This is a genomic window from Pseudaminobacter sp. Soil_N_29, assembly GCF_057656055.1.
Map to the genome: position 1 here is coordinate 363,367 of NZ_JBDGLC010000002.1, position 13,155 is coordinate 376,521.

The 13,155-nt window shown below is 63.2% G+C and carries 14 protein-coding genes and 1 tRNA gene; 11 read left to right on the forward strand and 4 right to left on the reverse strand.

What is annotated here, in order from left to right:
• The first annotated feature begins 123 nt into the window (after positions 1-123).
• Positions 124-807, forward strand: coding sequence for an HAD family hydrolase (locus tag AC3A4H_RS07680; protein ID WP_487766348.1), 684 nt, complete (start codon positions 124-126; stop codon positions 805-807).
• Positions 808-873: 66 nt separating this feature from the next.
• Positions 874-948, forward strand: a tRNA-Val gene (locus AC3A4H_RS07685).
• A gap of 168 nt (positions 949-1,116) precedes the next feature.
• On the opposite strand, the gene AC3A4H_RS07690 is transcribed toward AC3A4H_RS07685, so the two are convergent.
• Positions 1,117-2,985 carry a L,D-transpeptidase family protein gene (locus AC3A4H_RS07690; protein WP_487766170.1) on the reverse strand — a complete coding sequence of 623 codons (1,869 nt, stop codon included), beginning with the start codon at positions 2,983-2,985 and terminating at the stop codon, positions 1,117-1,119.
• A gap of 275 nt (positions 2,986-3,260) precedes the next feature.
• Between AC3A4H_RS07690 and AC3A4H_RS07695 the strand changes: the two genes are divergently transcribed.
• Positions 3,261-3,656, forward strand: coding sequence for a rhodanese-like domain-containing protein (locus tag AC3A4H_RS07695; RefSeq protein WP_487766171.1), 396 nt, complete (start codon positions 3,261-3,263; stop codon positions 3,654-3,656).
• Between the two features lie 10 nt (positions 3,657-3,666).
• Here the strand turns inward: AC3A4H_RS07695 and AC3A4H_RS07700 are convergent, their stop codons facing one another.
• Positions 3,667-4,578 (reverse strand): alpha/beta hydrolase, encoded by a 912-nt coding sequence (locus tag AC3A4H_RS07700; RefSeq protein WP_487766172.1) that lies wholly within the window; start codon positions 4,576-4,578, stop codon positions 3,667-3,669.
• Between the two features lie 47 nt (positions 4,579-4,625).
• Here AC3A4H_RS07700 and AC3A4H_RS07705 point away from each other — a divergent pair, with 47 nt between their 5' ends.
• On the forward strand, positions 4,626-5,078 hold the full coding sequence (locus AC3A4H_RS07705) for a MarR family winged helix-turn-helix transcriptional regulator (protein ID WP_348777125.1): 453 nt from the start codon (positions 4,626-4,628) through the stop codon (positions 5,076-5,078).
• A gap of 6 nt (positions 5,079-5,084) precedes the next feature.
• Here the strand turns inward: AC3A4H_RS07705 and AC3A4H_RS07710 are convergent, their stop codons facing one another.
• Together AC3A4H_RS07710 and AC3A4H_RS07715 are read right to left on the reverse strand one after the other, a co-directional pair.
• Positions 5,085-5,696 (reverse strand): pyridoxamine 5'-phosphate oxidase family protein, encoded by a 612-nt coding sequence (locus AC3A4H_RS07710; RefSeq protein WP_487766173.1) that lies wholly within the window; start codon positions 5,694-5,696, stop codon positions 5,085-5,087.
• A gap of 68 nt (positions 5,697-5,764) precedes the next feature.
• Complete coding sequence (locus AC3A4H_RS07715; protein WP_487766174.1) at positions 5,765-6,115, reverse strand: gamma-butyrobetaine hydroxylase family protein; 351 nt, start codon at positions 6,113-6,115, stop codon at positions 5,765-5,767.
• A 208-nt stretch (positions 6,116-6,323) separates the two neighbouring features.
• Between AC3A4H_RS07715 and moaA the strand changes: the two genes are divergently transcribed.
• The 7 genes from moaA (at position 6,324) to AC3A4H_RS07750 (ending at position 12,970) form a co-directional block, all read left to right on the forward strand.
• Complete coding sequence (moaA, locus tag AC3A4H_RS07720) at positions 6,324-7,319, forward strand: GTP 3',8-cyclase MoaA (RefSeq protein ID WP_487766175.1); 996 nt, start codon at positions 6,324-6,326, stop codon at positions 7,317-7,319.
• Between the two features lie 241 nt (positions 7,320-7,560).
• Positions 7,561-8,478 (forward strand): DMT family transporter, encoded by a 918-nt coding sequence (locus AC3A4H_RS07725; protein ID WP_487766176.1) that lies wholly within the window; start codon positions 7,561-7,563, stop codon positions 8,476-8,478.
• Between the two features lie 2 nt (positions 8,479-8,480).
• Positions 8,481-9,689 (forward strand): multidrug effflux MFS transporter, encoded by a 1,209-nt coding sequence (locus AC3A4H_RS07730; RefSeq protein WP_487766177.1) that lies wholly within the window; start codon positions 8,481-8,483, stop codon positions 9,687-9,689.
• Between the two features lie 137 nt (positions 9,690-9,826).
• Entirely contained in the window at positions 9,827-10,333 is a 507-nt protein-coding gene (gene mobB / locus AC3A4H_RS07735) for a molybdopterin-guanine dinucleotide biosynthesis protein B (RefSeq protein WP_487766178.1), read from the forward strand.
• A gap of 212 nt (positions 10,334-10,545) precedes the next feature.
• Positions 10,546-11,322, forward strand: coding sequence for an ABC transporter substrate-binding protein (locus AC3A4H_RS07740; protein ID WP_487766179.1), 777 nt, complete (start codon positions 10,546-10,548; stop codon positions 11,320-11,322).
• Positions 11,323-11,426: 104 nt separating this feature from the next.
• Positions 11,427-12,143, forward strand: coding sequence for an ABC transporter permease (locus AC3A4H_RS07745; protein WP_487766180.1), 717 nt, complete (start codon positions 11,427-11,429; stop codon positions 12,141-12,143).
• Complete coding sequence (locus AC3A4H_RS07750; RefSeq protein ID WP_487766181.1) at positions 12,140-12,970, forward strand: ABC transporter permease; 831 nt, start codon at positions 12,140-12,142, stop codon at positions 12,968-12,970. The genes AC3A4H_RS07745 and AC3A4H_RS07750 overlap by 4 nt, the downstream gene beginning before the upstream one ends.
• The last annotated feature ends 185 nt before the right edge of the window (positions 12,971-13,155 follow it).

Below are 13,155 nucleotides of genomic sequence, written 5' to 3' on the forward strand. Positions count from 1 at the left end.
CATTTTTAGGGCTTGCGGCAAAGGTTTTCTGCCTTGCAGGCCCAATGCCCCAGGGTTGCCCCGCAGTGGCTCGCGGGCTATGCCCAACCTGTCATCAGTGTAGCGCAAGGAGCAGGACAGCCAATGAGCCGCCCGATCATCGTATTCGACCTTGATGGAACCTTGATCGACACGGCGCCTGATCTGCTCGACAGCCTTAATCACAGCCTTGCGGCGGGCGGAGTACCGCAAACCGACGCGACCGGGTTCCGCAGCTTCCTCGGCCAGGGCGGCCGCGTGATGATCGAACGCGCCTATGCCGCCCATCAAAAGCACCTGCCTGTGGATGAGCATGACCGGCTCTTTGCTCTCTTCCTCGACCACTATGGCGAGAACATTCCGGGGCGGTCCCAACCTTATCCAGGGGTGCTCGATGCGCTCGACCGTTTCGCAGCCGCAGGCTTCCTGCTGGCAGTGTGCACGAACAAGACCGAGAAATTCGCGCGACGACTGCTGGATGCGCTCGACATCAGCCCGCGTTTCGCCGCCATCACCGGCCAGGACACCTTCGCCTTCCGCAAGCCCGACCCGCGTCACCTCACCGAGACCATCGCCCAGGCCGGCGGCAATCCGGACCGGGCCGTGATGGTTGGCGATTCGCGGACCGACATCGACACCGCCAAGGCTGCCGGCATTCCCGTCGTAGCCGTCGATTTCGGCTATACGGACCGGCATGTGCGCGAATTCGAACCCTCGCGGATCATTTCCCACTTTGATGAATTGACGGTCGGCCTCGCCGAAGGGCTCATCGCGGCAACAAGAGCGTAATCAGTGGCTTGACTTCGGGCGTGCTCGTCTCCTATATCGCGGCACGCTTCGCCTTCGGGCAGCAGCGGGCGATTAGCTCAGCGGGAGAGCACACCCTTCACACGGGTGGGGTCGTAGGTTCAATCCCTACATCGCCCACCATTCCCCTTTGAATTTACTGTTCTTTTCCAAACCAGTTCGCACCGTGGCAACACAGGTGAAGGCGCTTTTCCCAAGCGCGTTGAACTTCGGATTATTTTTCTAAATTTTGCGGGCACAAAGCAGCCGCGGGCAAGCGATTGATGCGCCCTGCCCGCGGCCGGCTTGATGTCACATGCTGCGCGTCGCCTCGACCTTTTCCAGCGCAAGCTTCAGGTGCAAATCGCGGTCGTAGACGTCGTTGAAATACTCGACCGTGCCGTCCATCTGCGGCCAGGCAGTGAAATAGGCGACATAGACCGGAATCTTGCGCGCGACCTTTTCCGAAGAATGGCCCTGCTTCAGCTTCTTCGCCACGTAGTCGACATCGGTTCCCAGCAAGGCGGCGGCCATGCCGCGCGGATCGCTCAGGCGGATGCAGCCATGGCTGAATGCGCGTGAATCACGGCTGAACAGGCTCTTTTGCGGCGTGTCGTGCATGTAGATGGCATGCTTGTTGGGGAACAGGATCTTCAGTTCGCCAAGCGCATTGGCCTCGCTGGGCGTCTGGCGCACGTTGAACGGAACATTTCCGCCGTACTGATTCCAGTCGATCGACGAAGACGGAATGCGCTGCCCCTTTGCGTCGGTTACCTCATAGCCTGAACGGTCCAGGTACCCGGGATCGCTGCGCAGACGCGGCAGCATCTCGTTGACGATGATCGACTGCGGAACGCCCCAGTAGGGGTTGTAATCAACCTGCTGGATCTGGTCGTAGAAGAAGCTGGTCTGGTTGTTCGGACGGCCGATCACCACCCGCATTTTCAGCTTTTCCGCGTCACCCTCGATATAGCTGGCGGTGAAGGCCGGCTGGTTGATGAAGACGCGCGGACTGCCGAGATCGGACGGCAGCCACCGCAGTTGCTCCATGGCCAGGACCACCTTTTCCAGGCGCTCCGCCTTCGGCGCACCGGCCAGCTTCATCACCGTCTGCGGGCCGACGACGCCGTCCGGCTTGAGGCCGAGCTTCTTCTGCACGGCTTCGATGACCGGCACGAGTTCTTCAACATAGACCTCAGTCGCACTGAGGCGGTCCAGCACTTCGCGATGGTTCTCGAGCTCGGCGCCATCGCGGGCGATCAGCCGCAGCAGCTTGGGCAGTTCCGCGCTGGTCTGCCCCGGCTTCAGCAGGAGCTTGCGGTCGACGATGATCTCATTCTCGACACTTGCTTCCAGGGCCTTGAGTTCGGCCTGCAATGCCTGGAACTCGGCATTCTGGGGATGGCGCGATTCCAGGAACGTCCGCGCTTCCTCCGTACGGGCCAGCCTGGAAAGCATATTGACCATGTCGAGCGGCTTGGCGGGAAAATCGTGGTAACCGGAAATTCGGTTTGGGTCGACGCGGCCACCCCGCGCATCGCGCACATAGCGCAGGACGCGCGCCGAAAGCGTCATCTCGAAGCGGATCAGTTCTCGCTGGCGTGCCGCTACGTCGTCCAGGTCAAAAAGTGCCGGCGGCAGGCTGACCGCGTAGTCCGACGCACGCAGTCCATAGTCGCCCGCCTCGTCCAGTACACTCACCGCTTCCTTGGCGCGGCTGTTGGCATTCACGCCCGAGACCCAGATGAAATCCGGATTGGCGGCGTAATAGGCGGCAACCGCCCTGGCCACGTCCCTTTCGGCATAGAGGTCGAAGCCTTCGAGTGCCTGCAGCGCATCCCTGAAGGTGCTGCCGCGTAGCGAAGGATCGTAGGCAACGCGCTGCGGCGCTGCGCCGATGTTTCCAAACTCCACCCGCACCAAGGGATCGGCCTTGTAGGTGTAGTAAGTTGGACCGGTGATTTTCTTGATCGGCTTGGCATCGGCGGGCCGCGATGCCGGCGTTTCCGGTGCGGCCCTGGGGACGGGAGGAAACTCCCCCTTGGGCGCGCGTTGAACACGTCCGCCGCCGAACAGCACGTCGAACAAGGCCTGCGCCTCGGCTTGCGGCACGCCCGCTGCCAGCGCTCCGGCAAGCGTTGCCACCGGAAGGATTGCATGTCTCTTAGTGAAGAACTTCATCGATCACCCGTTCCCATGGGAAGTCGGCAGGATTCCTGCCGAACTTCGCGCGCAAGGAACCGGTTCGCCCGTGGCGGGTATAAGACGCCACCCTCCCGATTCACACCGATTTGGTTAAAGCTTCGTGTATTTCGAGCCGAGTGTTGCGGCGCGGTTTCAGCTTGCCGGATGCACCGGTTTGCATGTGAATTGGAAGCCGCCAGTGGCGGCAGAACGGTTGCCGTGCCATGAATATGCAAGGACGAGACACACGCAGTGCAAAGTGGGAGAGAGCAATGAAGAAGGGCTACAAGGACCTCCTGGACGAAGCGAATGCCCAGATCGAGGCGGTCTCGCCGGAACAGGCAGCGCCCCTCCTCGATGATCCCAACACCGTCTTCGTCGACCTGCGCGATCCGCGCGAACTTGAGCGAGAAGGCCGGATTCCCGGGGCCGAGCATTGCCCTCGCGGCATGCTCGAATTCTGGATCGATCCGGACAGCCCCTATCACAAGGCTTTCTTCTCATCCGGCAAGAGCTTCGTCTTCTTCTGCGCCGGCGGCTGGCGCTCCGCGCTTGCCACCAAGACCGCGCAGGACATGGGGCTCGAACCGGTCAAGCATATCCTTGGCGGCTTCGCTGCATGGAAGCAGGCAGGGCTGCCCGTCGTCATGCCGGACAGGAAAAGCTGAGCCGATCGCCTCAGTGCGATGGCGCCGGCTGCGATACCTGTGTGACGAAAGCGACCACCTGATCGACGACAGCGGGGTCGGACAGGATGCGCCGGTGGCCAAGGCCATCGGCCCAGAGCAGCCGAACATGGTCGCCCGCTGCAGCCAGCGCTCGGGCATCTTCGGCCGGAACTTCGGCATCGTCCGGCGCATGCACGACCAGCGTCGGGGTGCTTAATCTCGCGAGTTGCTCCGCCCCGGTGAAATGCTCAAGCCCGTGGCCCGACAGGCTTCTGACGCGGCCATCAACCGCGGAGGCAGAGCGGCCGCCAAGGTTCACCTGCCGACGAAAGCTTTCGAACGCTTGCGAAAGCGAGTTCGGCGCCGCGATCATGACCAGCCGCCGCGTGTCGAGCGGCGCGATGCCATCCACCGCGCCTGCTGTGGCATTCGCCGCAACCGCTCCGCCGAAGGAGTGGCCGATAACGGCGTCGAAGGGGCCGAACCAGTCGCCTGCTGCGCGCGCGGCAGCCACTGCGCTGACCAGGTTCAACCGCCGACCGGGCGAAGCGCCATGGCCGGGCAGGTCGAGCGAGAGGACGCGGAAACCGGCGGCACGGCAACCTTCGATCAGGGCGCGCATATATTCGGTGCGCGAGCGCCAGCCATGAATCACCAGCACTGTACCGGCCGCCAACCGCCCTTCCCCCTGCCGGAATTCATGCACCGCAACGCAGTCCCGGCCCACTTTCAGCCGGTGGTGGCGCGCCTCGGTCATCAGGTCGGCGGCGCGTTCAACGGCCTTGCGCTCGCCTTCGCTCAGCGCCTTGGGATTAGGCGTGCGGCAGAAAAGCTCGAAACCGACCCGCCCGCCGAGCCGCGGCGCAACAAGCTCCGCGGCGCCGAAAACGCCCCGGATGACCTTCAGCGCGATTGGTGCCATATTATCAATCCATCGAAAGGTTCAAACATGAACACAATAGTTCAATCATGAACAATAAGCAAGAACTACCCTGGGACAACCCGCGATTCCGCAACTGGGTGGCGGTGGCGCGCGCCTGCCATTCGGTCGAACGCGCCCTCGGCTCGGCGCTGGCGCCGCTGGACCTCAAGCCCGCGCAACTCGACGTTCTGATGAACCTTTATCGCCACCCCGGGCTTTCGCAGCACGAGCTTGCCCGCAAGCTGCTGGTGGGGCGCTCCAACATCACCATGCTGTTGCCGCAGCTCGAGAAAAGGGATCTGCTGCGCCGCGAAGGCGACGGCAAGGACAAGCGCATCCTGCGGCTTTCACTGACACCCACGGGTGCGGCGCTGCTGATGGAGGCGCTGAAGATCTACATGTCGCTGGTCGACAAGGTCATGGACCAATCCACCCCTGACGAATGCGAATTGCTGGGCGATCACATGCGCAGGGTGATCGAAGCCCTCAAGCCGGAATAGCCGGCCTCACCACATGCTGGCCTTCGCACGCTCCGGCCATTCCCGGTCGTAGGCCTCGCCGTCGATGCGGGCCTTGCTGGTCACCGCCAGGATCTGACCTGGCGTCGGCAGCGTATTCGGGTCGACATGCTTTTCCGGGTTCCACAGTTCGGAACGGTGGATCGCCCGCGCGCACTGGAAATAGACTGCGTCCACCGCAACCACCGTCACGGACCGCGCCGCCTTTCCCTCGACAGTGAAGGATGCGCAGAGCTCGGCATCGGTGGTGATGTGGGCGCGGCCGTTGACCCGCAGCGTGGTGCCGGAGCCGGGTACCAGGAACAGGAGCCCCACCCGCCCGTCGCGGATGATGTTCTTCAGCGAATCGGCGCGGTTATTGCCGCGCCGATCAGGCATCATCAGCGTGCGCTCGTCATGGATGCGCACGAAACCGGCGAGATCGCCGCGCGGCGAGCAATCCAGCCCCTCCGGCCCGCAGGTGGCGAGCGCCACGAAGGGGGAAGTCTCGATGAAGGCGGCATATTCGGGAATGATGCGGTCAAGCTCCTTGACCAGCGACGTCTCGCCGGGGACACCATAGAGCGCTTCGAGCTCCTCGACGGTGGTGATGATGGACATGTCCCGAACCTCCCGTTTGCTCTCCCGCGCCTATTTCATCTCCATGACACTCCGGTGACCCCAGCCCGTCAACCGCGCGACAGCCCCTTGGCCTCCAGCTCGGCCAGATAGCCGTTCCAGCGCTGTTCCTTCTCGTGGCCCAGCGTGTGCAGGTAATCCCACGTGAAGATGCCGGTGTCGTGCCTGTCGTCGAAGGTGATGCGCACCGCATAGTTGCCGATCGGCTCCATTTTCAGGATGGCCACGTCGCGCTTGCCAGGCACGGTCACCCGCTGCTCGGGCGAATGGCCCTGAACCTCGGCCGAAGGCGACAGCACCCGAAGCAGTTCGGCCGAAAGCTCGAACGGAGCGTGATTTGGGAAGGTCACCGTCAGCGTCCTGCGATCCTTCGATACCCTGAGTTCCTTCGGCGCCGTCATGGTCCCACCCTTCCTGAATGCCTGCTTCATCCCTACGCGCCTTGCGGCGATCCGCAAAGCGGCAAATCGCCGTGGCGCCAAAGCTCTGCATTGCGCCAACGGCCTCGGGATTGTTACTGGCTAGCGTTATAGCCTATCTTGAATGACGAAGCAGACTATACGACATTCAAATCGCCGGCCCGGCACCCGTTGGAGGAAACGCAGTCGCATGAACATGATCGATCCATTCGGCCGCACGATCACCTATCTGCGCGTCTCGGTCACCGACCGCTGCGATTTCCGCTGCACCTATTGCATGGCCGAGGACATGACCTTCCTGCCCAAGAAGGACCTCCTGACGCTGGAAGAACTTGACCGGCTGTGCACAGTCTTCGTCGAGAAGGGCGTCAGGAAACTGCGCCTGACCGGCGGCGAGCCCCTGGTGCGCAAGAACATCATGCACCTGGTGCGCCAGCTCTCCCGCCATCTCGACAGCGGGGCGCTTGAGGAAATCACGCTGACCACCAACGGGTCGCAGCTTGCACGCTTCGCCTCCGAACTCGCGGATTGCGGCGTGAAGCGCATCAATGTCTCGCTCGACACGCTCGATCCGCAGAAGTTCCACGCCGTCACCCGTTGGGGCCACCTCGACAAGGTCACGGCCGGTATCGATGCTGCTCAGGCCGCCGGGCTGAAGATCAAGATCAACGCCGTGGCGCTGAAGGGCTTCAACGACGCCGAACTGCCCGAGATGCTGCGCTGGGCGCATGGCCGGGGCATGGACCTGACCGTCATCGAGACCATGCCGATGGGCGAGATCGACGAGGACCGCACCGATCAGTACCTGCCGCTGTCGCTGCTTCGGGCCGACCTCGAGCGCCAGTTCACCCTCACCGACATTCCCTACAAGACCGGCGGCCCCGCCCGCTATGTCGAGGTTGCCGAGACCGGCGGGCGGCTCGGCTTCATCACGCCGATGACCCACAATTTCTGCGAAAGCTGCAATCGGGTGCGGCTGACCTGCACCGGCACGCTCTTCATGTGCCTCGGCCAGGAGGATGCCGCCGACCTGCGCGCGCCGCTGCGGGCCTCGGAAGGCAACGAACTCGTCTCAAGCGCCATCGACGAGGCCATCGGCCGCAAGCCCAAGGGCCACGACTTCGTCATCGACCGCCGCACCAAGCGCCCCGCCGTCTCGCGCCACATGAGCGTGACCGGCGGGTGAGTTTTTCCCGCGCTCGCGCCTGACCCTCCCCCTTGAGGGGAGGTCGCATCCGAGCGCAGCGGAGGATGCGGGAGGGGTCATCGCGGCCGTGCGCCTACTTCGCTTTCGCGGCACAGGCTCTTCGCGCCGGAGAACCACGCCATCAACGCGCCGCAAAGTCCCTGTGGCACAGTCCTTTGCCGTTGCTTTTTCTGCCAATGATATAGCATTGGGTATCCCAGTAAAAAGAATCGGTAATGCCTTGGCCATTTCGGAAAATCTGCGCGGCTCCTTGTTCATGGTGGTGTCGATGGCGGGCTTCACCATCAACGACGCTCTGGTCAAGTTCGCGGCCGAACAAATGAACCTCGGACAGGTGATGCTGGTGCGCGGCCTGTTTGCCACCACGCTGATCGTTCTGCTGGCGTGGAATCAGGGCGCCCTGCGCGCGCCGCAACTGGTCTTCCATCCCATGGTGGCCCTGCGTGCGATGGGCGAGTTGTGTGCCACAGTGTTCTACCTGCTGGCGCTGCAGCAGATGCCCATCGCCAATGTCTCGGCCGTGCTGCAGGCGCTGCCGCTGGCCGTGACGATGGGGGCGGCGCTGTTTCTGGGCGAGCGCGTCGGCTGGCGGCGCTGGATGGCGATTGCGGTCGGCTTCACCGGCGTCATGATCATCGTGCGCCCAGGCTTCGACGGCTTCAACGCCTTTGCATTGCTCGCGCTGCTCAGCGTCGGCTTTTCGGCGCTGCGCGACCTGACCACCAGGCGCCTGCCAACGCACGTGCCCTCGCTGCTGGTTTCGGTGGCCACCGCCATCGTGGTGACGCTGTGCGGCGGGTTCCTCATCGTGCCGCTCGGCGGCTGGACGCCAATGACCACGGGCCATGTCGGGCTTCTTGCAGCCGCCGCAGTGCTTCTGCTGTTCGGCTACCAGTTCATCATCATGTCGATGCGCACCGGCGACATCTCCTTCATTGCGCCATTCCGCTACACCGCGCTGCTGTGGGCGATCATGCTGGGCTACCTGATGTTCGGCGATGTTCCCGACCTGGCCATGATCGTCGGCTCAATCATCATCGTCGGATCGGGGCTCTATACGCTCTACCGCGAACGGGCGAGCGCAACGGCCCCGGCCGCGCAAAGCACCAGCCCGGCAATGGCGCCCGACGGCCTGTGAACATGGCACGCCAGCATTTCAACCGCGCGACGGCGCCGAACATCATGACGCTGGTGACGGCGGCCGCGACAAGCGCGCTGTGCATGAACGTATTCCTGCCATCGCTGCCCGGCATGGCGCGGCATTTCGAGGCCGATTACGCAGTGGTACAACTGGTGGTGTCGCTCTACCTGGCCGCGACTGCCCTGCTCCAGGTCTTCATTGGCCCCGCATCCGACCGCTTCGGCCGCAGGCCGGTGATGCTCGTCTGCTTCGCGATCTTCATCGTCGGCACGGTTGCCGCCCTCTATGCGCCGACGATCGAGTTCCTGCTCGGCTGCCGGCTTCTGCAGGCATTCTCGGCCGCCGGCGTGGTGCTCTCGCGTGCCGTCGTGCGCGACACGGTGGAGGCCGCGCAGGCGGCGAGCAAGATCGGCTACATCACCATGGGCATGAGCCTGGCACCGATGATCGGGCCGGTGATCGGCGGCTTCCTCGACGAACTCTATGGCTGGCATTCGACCTTCCTGCTGATGCTCGCAGTCGGGGTATTCGCCTTCGCCATCGTCTGGTTGGACCTTGGCGAGACCAACCATGAGCGCTCGCCAAATCTGCTTGCCCAGTTCCGTGCCTATCCGGAACTGATCGGCTCGCAGCGCTTCTGGGGCTATACGCTCACCGCAGTCTTCACCTCCGGCGGGTTCTATGCCTTCCTGGGCGGCGGTCCCTACATCGCGTCGGAAATGCTGCACCTGACGGCATCGCAATACGGCTTCTATTTCGCCATCGTTTCCATCGGCTACATGCTCGGCAACTTCGTGTCCGGGCGGTTTTCGAGCAAGGTCGGCATCAATCGCATGATGCTCTACGGCAATGTCATCGCCATCGGCGGCATGGCCCTGTCGATCACGCTTTTCATGCTCGGCTACAACCATCCGCTGTCGCTATTCGGGCCGGTTCTGTTCATCGGCGCCGGCAACGGCATCACGCTGCCCAGCGCCAATGCCGGCATAGTCAGCGTCAGTGCCCATCTCGCCGGCTCGGCTTCCGGGCTGGGCGGTGCGCTTACGATTGGCGGCGGGGCAGCGCTGGCGGTGCTGGCCGGGGCGATGCTGTCGCCCGAAACCGGCCCCTACCCGCTACTGTGGCTGATGCTGTTGTCGTCGGTGGCTGCGGTGCTGAGCACCTTCTACGTGATGCGCGCCGCGCCGGATGCTGCCGAGGCATGGTGATCCCCGGCCGCGGGGTGGAAATTTTTGTCGCCAGCGGCTTGCGCTGCTGGACGGGGAACAAAAAACCGACCATGCCTTGGCAATAGGAAATGGCGGGCAGCCTTGCGCACGCCCGGAGACTACACAGGCGACGACAGGTGACACAGCGCGTATTCGGAATTACCGGCTGGAAGAATTCCGGCAAGACCACGCTCACCGAAAGGGTGGTGGCCACGCTGACCGCGCGCGGCTGGCGCGTCTCCACGGTCAAGCACGCGCATCACGCCTTCGACATCGACCAGGCAGGCACCGACAGTTTTCGTCACCGCCAGGCCGGCGCCGGCGAAGTGGCTATCGTTTCGGGCAAGCGCTGGGCGCTGATGCATGAACTGCACGGCGAGGAGGAGCCCAAGCTGGAAACGATCCTGGCCCGGCTGTCGCCCTGCGACCTGGTGCTGGTGGAAGGCTACAAGCGCGAAAACCACCTCAAGATCGAGGCGCGCAGGCGCGAGGCCAAGAACGGCACTCCGCTTTCGGCCAGCGACCCACACATCGTCGCCATTGCGGCAGATCACCCGATAGAAGGCGAGACGATTCCAGTCTTCGACATCGATGACGTGCCGGCCATCGCCGATTTCATCGAAAGGGCGGTCGGGCTGAGGTGACGCTGACCTAACGTCAGAACTTGCGCAGCCGGGCGCCCTGCCCGCAAACATCCGCCAAGATGTGGAAATGTTTGCATGAAGTCGTGCTTCGGCCGCGGTTTTGCAGTTGCTTTTTCGGCGCAAAGAGTGGGAGTATCCGCGCCAGTGGAGCGCCAGCCAGGCCTCCGACAACGCTGCATCAAGCAGCGGAAGTGAAAACAGAGAGGAACATTATGCGTATTGCAATGCGTTTTGCCCTTGCGGCGTCGGCCATCGCACTGGCGATCGGCGCTGCACAGGCGGAGGAGAAGGTTCTCAAGATCGGCACCGAGGGTGCCTACCCGCCCTTCAACAACCTGACCGCCGACGGCAAGCTCGAAGGCTTCGATGTCGACATCGCCCAGGCTCTGTGCGACGAAATGAAGGTGACGTGCGAATTCGTAACCCAGGACTGGGACGGCATCATCCCCGCCCTTCAGGCCGGCAAGTTCGACGCCATCATCGCTTCCATGTCGATCACGCCGGAACGCCTGCAGAAGGTCGATTTCACCAACAAGTACTACAACACGCCGCCGGCCATCGCCGCGCCGAAGGATAGCGACATCAAGGGCGTGACCAAGGAAGACCTGGCCGGCAAGACCATCGGCGTGCAGGGCTCGACCACGCACTTCAACTATTCGGAGCAGACCTATACCGACAGCACGGTGAAGCCTTATCCGACCGCACAGGAATACCAGCTCGACATCGCCAACGGCCGCCTGGACGCGGTGAATGACGATATCGTGGCGATCCAGCAGTGGCTGGATACCCCGGAAGGGGACTGCTGCAAGCTGGTGGGCACCATCACGCCGGTGGAAGAGATCCATGGCCGCGGCGCCGGCATCGCCATCCGCAAAGGCGAGGACGAGCTTCGCGAGAAGCTGAACGCCGCCATCGACGCGATCCGCGCCAACGGCAAGTACAAGGAAATCAACGACAAGTACTTCAAGTTCGACGTTTATGGCGGATAAACGCGCAACATCGTCGCTCTGACCACCGAACGGCGGGACCAAATCCCGCCGTTTGCAATGTTACGGGCCATCACAAGAAAACTCCCGAAAAAGAAGGCACATGCATGGAGAGCGCAATTTGGACGCTGCTCAGCTGGGGCCCCGAAGGCTGGAGCCGTAGCATTGCCTACGGCGTGTTCGTCACCGTATCGCTGGCGTTGGCCACGCTGCCGCTGGGCCTGATCATCGGCTTCCTGGTGGCGGTGGCGAAGCAATCGGCGGAACCGTCGCTGCGGCTGGCCGGCAATATCTACACCACCATCTTCCGCGGCCTGCCCGAGCTGCTGACGCTGTTTCTCGTGTTCTACGGCGCCCAATTCGGCATCCAGCAGGCGGTGCAGCTGTTCAGCCCCGGCACGACCGTCGAGATCAACAGCTTCGTCGCCGGCATGGTGGCGCTGGGCGTGGTGTTTTCGTCCTATGCAAGCGAGGTGTTTCTCTCGGCTTTCCGCGCCATCCCCCTCGGCCAGTACGAAGGCGGCTATTCCATCGGCCTCTCCAAGGGGCAGACGATGCGCTTGGTCATCCTGCCGCAACTGGTCCGCATTGCGCTTCCTGGCCTCGCCAACCTCTGGCTGATACTGCTCAAGGACACTGCCCTGGTGTCGGTGATCGGCCTTTCGGACATCCTGCGCCAATCGCAGATCGCGGCGCGCGTGACGAAGGAGGCCTTCTTGTTCTTCAGCGTCGCCTGCCTGATCTACCTGGCGCTGGCCATCATCTCCTCCTTCGGCATCGGCGCCATCGAGCGTGCCGTCGGCAAGACGGAGGCGAAGCGATGAGCGCCACGGTTCAATCTTCCCAGATCGTCGACCGTCCGCCCCTGCCCGCACGCGGCTGGCCGCGCGAGCGCGTGGTGGGAACCGCACTCGTGGCGCTGTGGGGGCTGATGGGCATCGGGCTGGTGCTCTACCTGTTCAACGCCTGGAACCCGGCGCTTTTCGAGAAATACGCGCCGCTCTATCTGCGTGGCGTCGGGGTGACCCTGACGCTGGTATCCGTTTCGATGGTGGTCGGCGCACTGCTTTCCGTGCCGATCGCTTATGCGCGCATGGCGAAGAACCGGCTGCTCAACGGGCTTGCCTATGGCTATGTCTATTTCTTCCGCGGCACGCCGCTGCTGGCGCAGACTTTCCTGATCTATTACGGCCTGGGCTCCTTCCGTCCGCAACTGGAAGCGGTAGGGCTGTGGACCTTCTTCCGCGAGGCCTGGTATTGCGGCGTGCTTGCCTTCTCGCTCAACACCGCCGCCTACCAGGCCGAGATCCTGCGCGGCGCGATAGAGAGCGTGTCGAAGGGCCAGTGGGAGGCAGCGGCCGCGCTTGGCCTGTCGAAGTTCCAGACCATGCGCAAGATCATCCTGCCCCAGGCGCTGATCGTGGCGCTGCGCCCATATGGCAACGAGATCATTCTGATGATCAAGGGCTCGGCAATCATTGCCATCATCACTGTTTACGACCTGATGGGCGAGACGCGCAGGGCCTACTCGCGCACCTTCGATTTCCAGACCTATCTCTGGGCGGCGCTGATCTACCTGTCGATGGTGGAAACGCTGCGAAACGCCGTGGACTGGGTCGAGCGACGCATCACCCGCCACCTGAAGCGATAGCTTTTTCTCACCGGCCGGCGCTAACACGCCGGCCGTGCGGCAGCCGGTGCTGCCCTTGCCCGATGCTTCGGCGCCTCTGGCTCACCTGCGCCGGAGCCTGTCATCGCTGCCGCTGGACCAGTCGCCTTGCGCAGCTCTCCCTTGACGAATTCCGCCCATGCCATAGACCTTGCGCTGACAGCACT

Excerpts from the sequence above, each read along its gene's own strand:
- AC3A4H_RS07680 (WP_487766348.1), top strand. The coding sequence starts at position 124 with ATGAGCCGCCCGATCATCGTATTCGACCTTGATGGAACCTTGATCGAC.
- AC3A4H_RS07690 (WP_487766170.1), bottom strand. The coding sequence starts at position 2,985 with ATGAAGTTCTTCACTAAGAGACATGCAATCCTTCCGGTGGCAACGCTT.
- AC3A4H_RS07695 (WP_487766171.1), top strand. The coding sequence starts at position 3,261 with ATGAAGAAGGGCTACAAGGACCTCCTGGACGAAGCGAATGCCCAGATC.
- AC3A4H_RS07700 (WP_487766172.1), bottom strand. The coding sequence starts at position 4,578 with ATGGCACCAATCGCGCTGAAGGTCATCCGGGGCGTTTTCGGCGCCGCG.
- AC3A4H_RS07705 (WP_348777125.1), top strand. The coding sequence starts at position 4,626 with ATGAACAATAAGCAAGAACTACCCTGGGACAACCCGCGATTCCGCAAC.
- AC3A4H_RS07710 (WP_487766173.1), bottom strand. The coding sequence starts at position 5,696 with ATGTCCATCATCACCACCGTCGAGGAGCTCGAAGCGCTCTATGGTGTC.
- AC3A4H_RS07715 (WP_487766174.1), bottom strand. The coding sequence starts at position 6,115 with ATGACGGCGCCGAAGGAACTCAGGGTATCGAAGGATCGCAGGACGCTG.
- moaA (WP_487766175.1), top strand. The coding sequence starts at position 6,324 with ATGAACATGATCGATCCATTCGGCCGCACGATCACCTATCTGCGCGTC.
- AC3A4H_RS07730 (WP_487766177.1), top strand. The coding sequence starts at position 8,481 with ATGGCACGCCAGCATTTCAACCGCGCGACGGCGCCGAACATCATGACG.
- AC3A4H_RS07740 (WP_487766179.1), top strand. The coding sequence starts at position 10,546 with ATGCGTATTGCAATGCGTTTTGCCCTTGCGGCGTCGGCCATCGCACTG.
- AC3A4H_RS07745 (WP_487766180.1), top strand. The coding sequence starts at position 11,427 with ATGGAGAGCGCAATTTGGACGCTGCTCAGCTGGGGCCCCGAAGGCTGG.
- AC3A4H_RS07750 (WP_487766181.1), top strand. The coding sequence starts at position 12,140 with ATGAGCGCCACGGTTCAATCTTCCCAGATCGTCGACCGTCCGCCCCTG.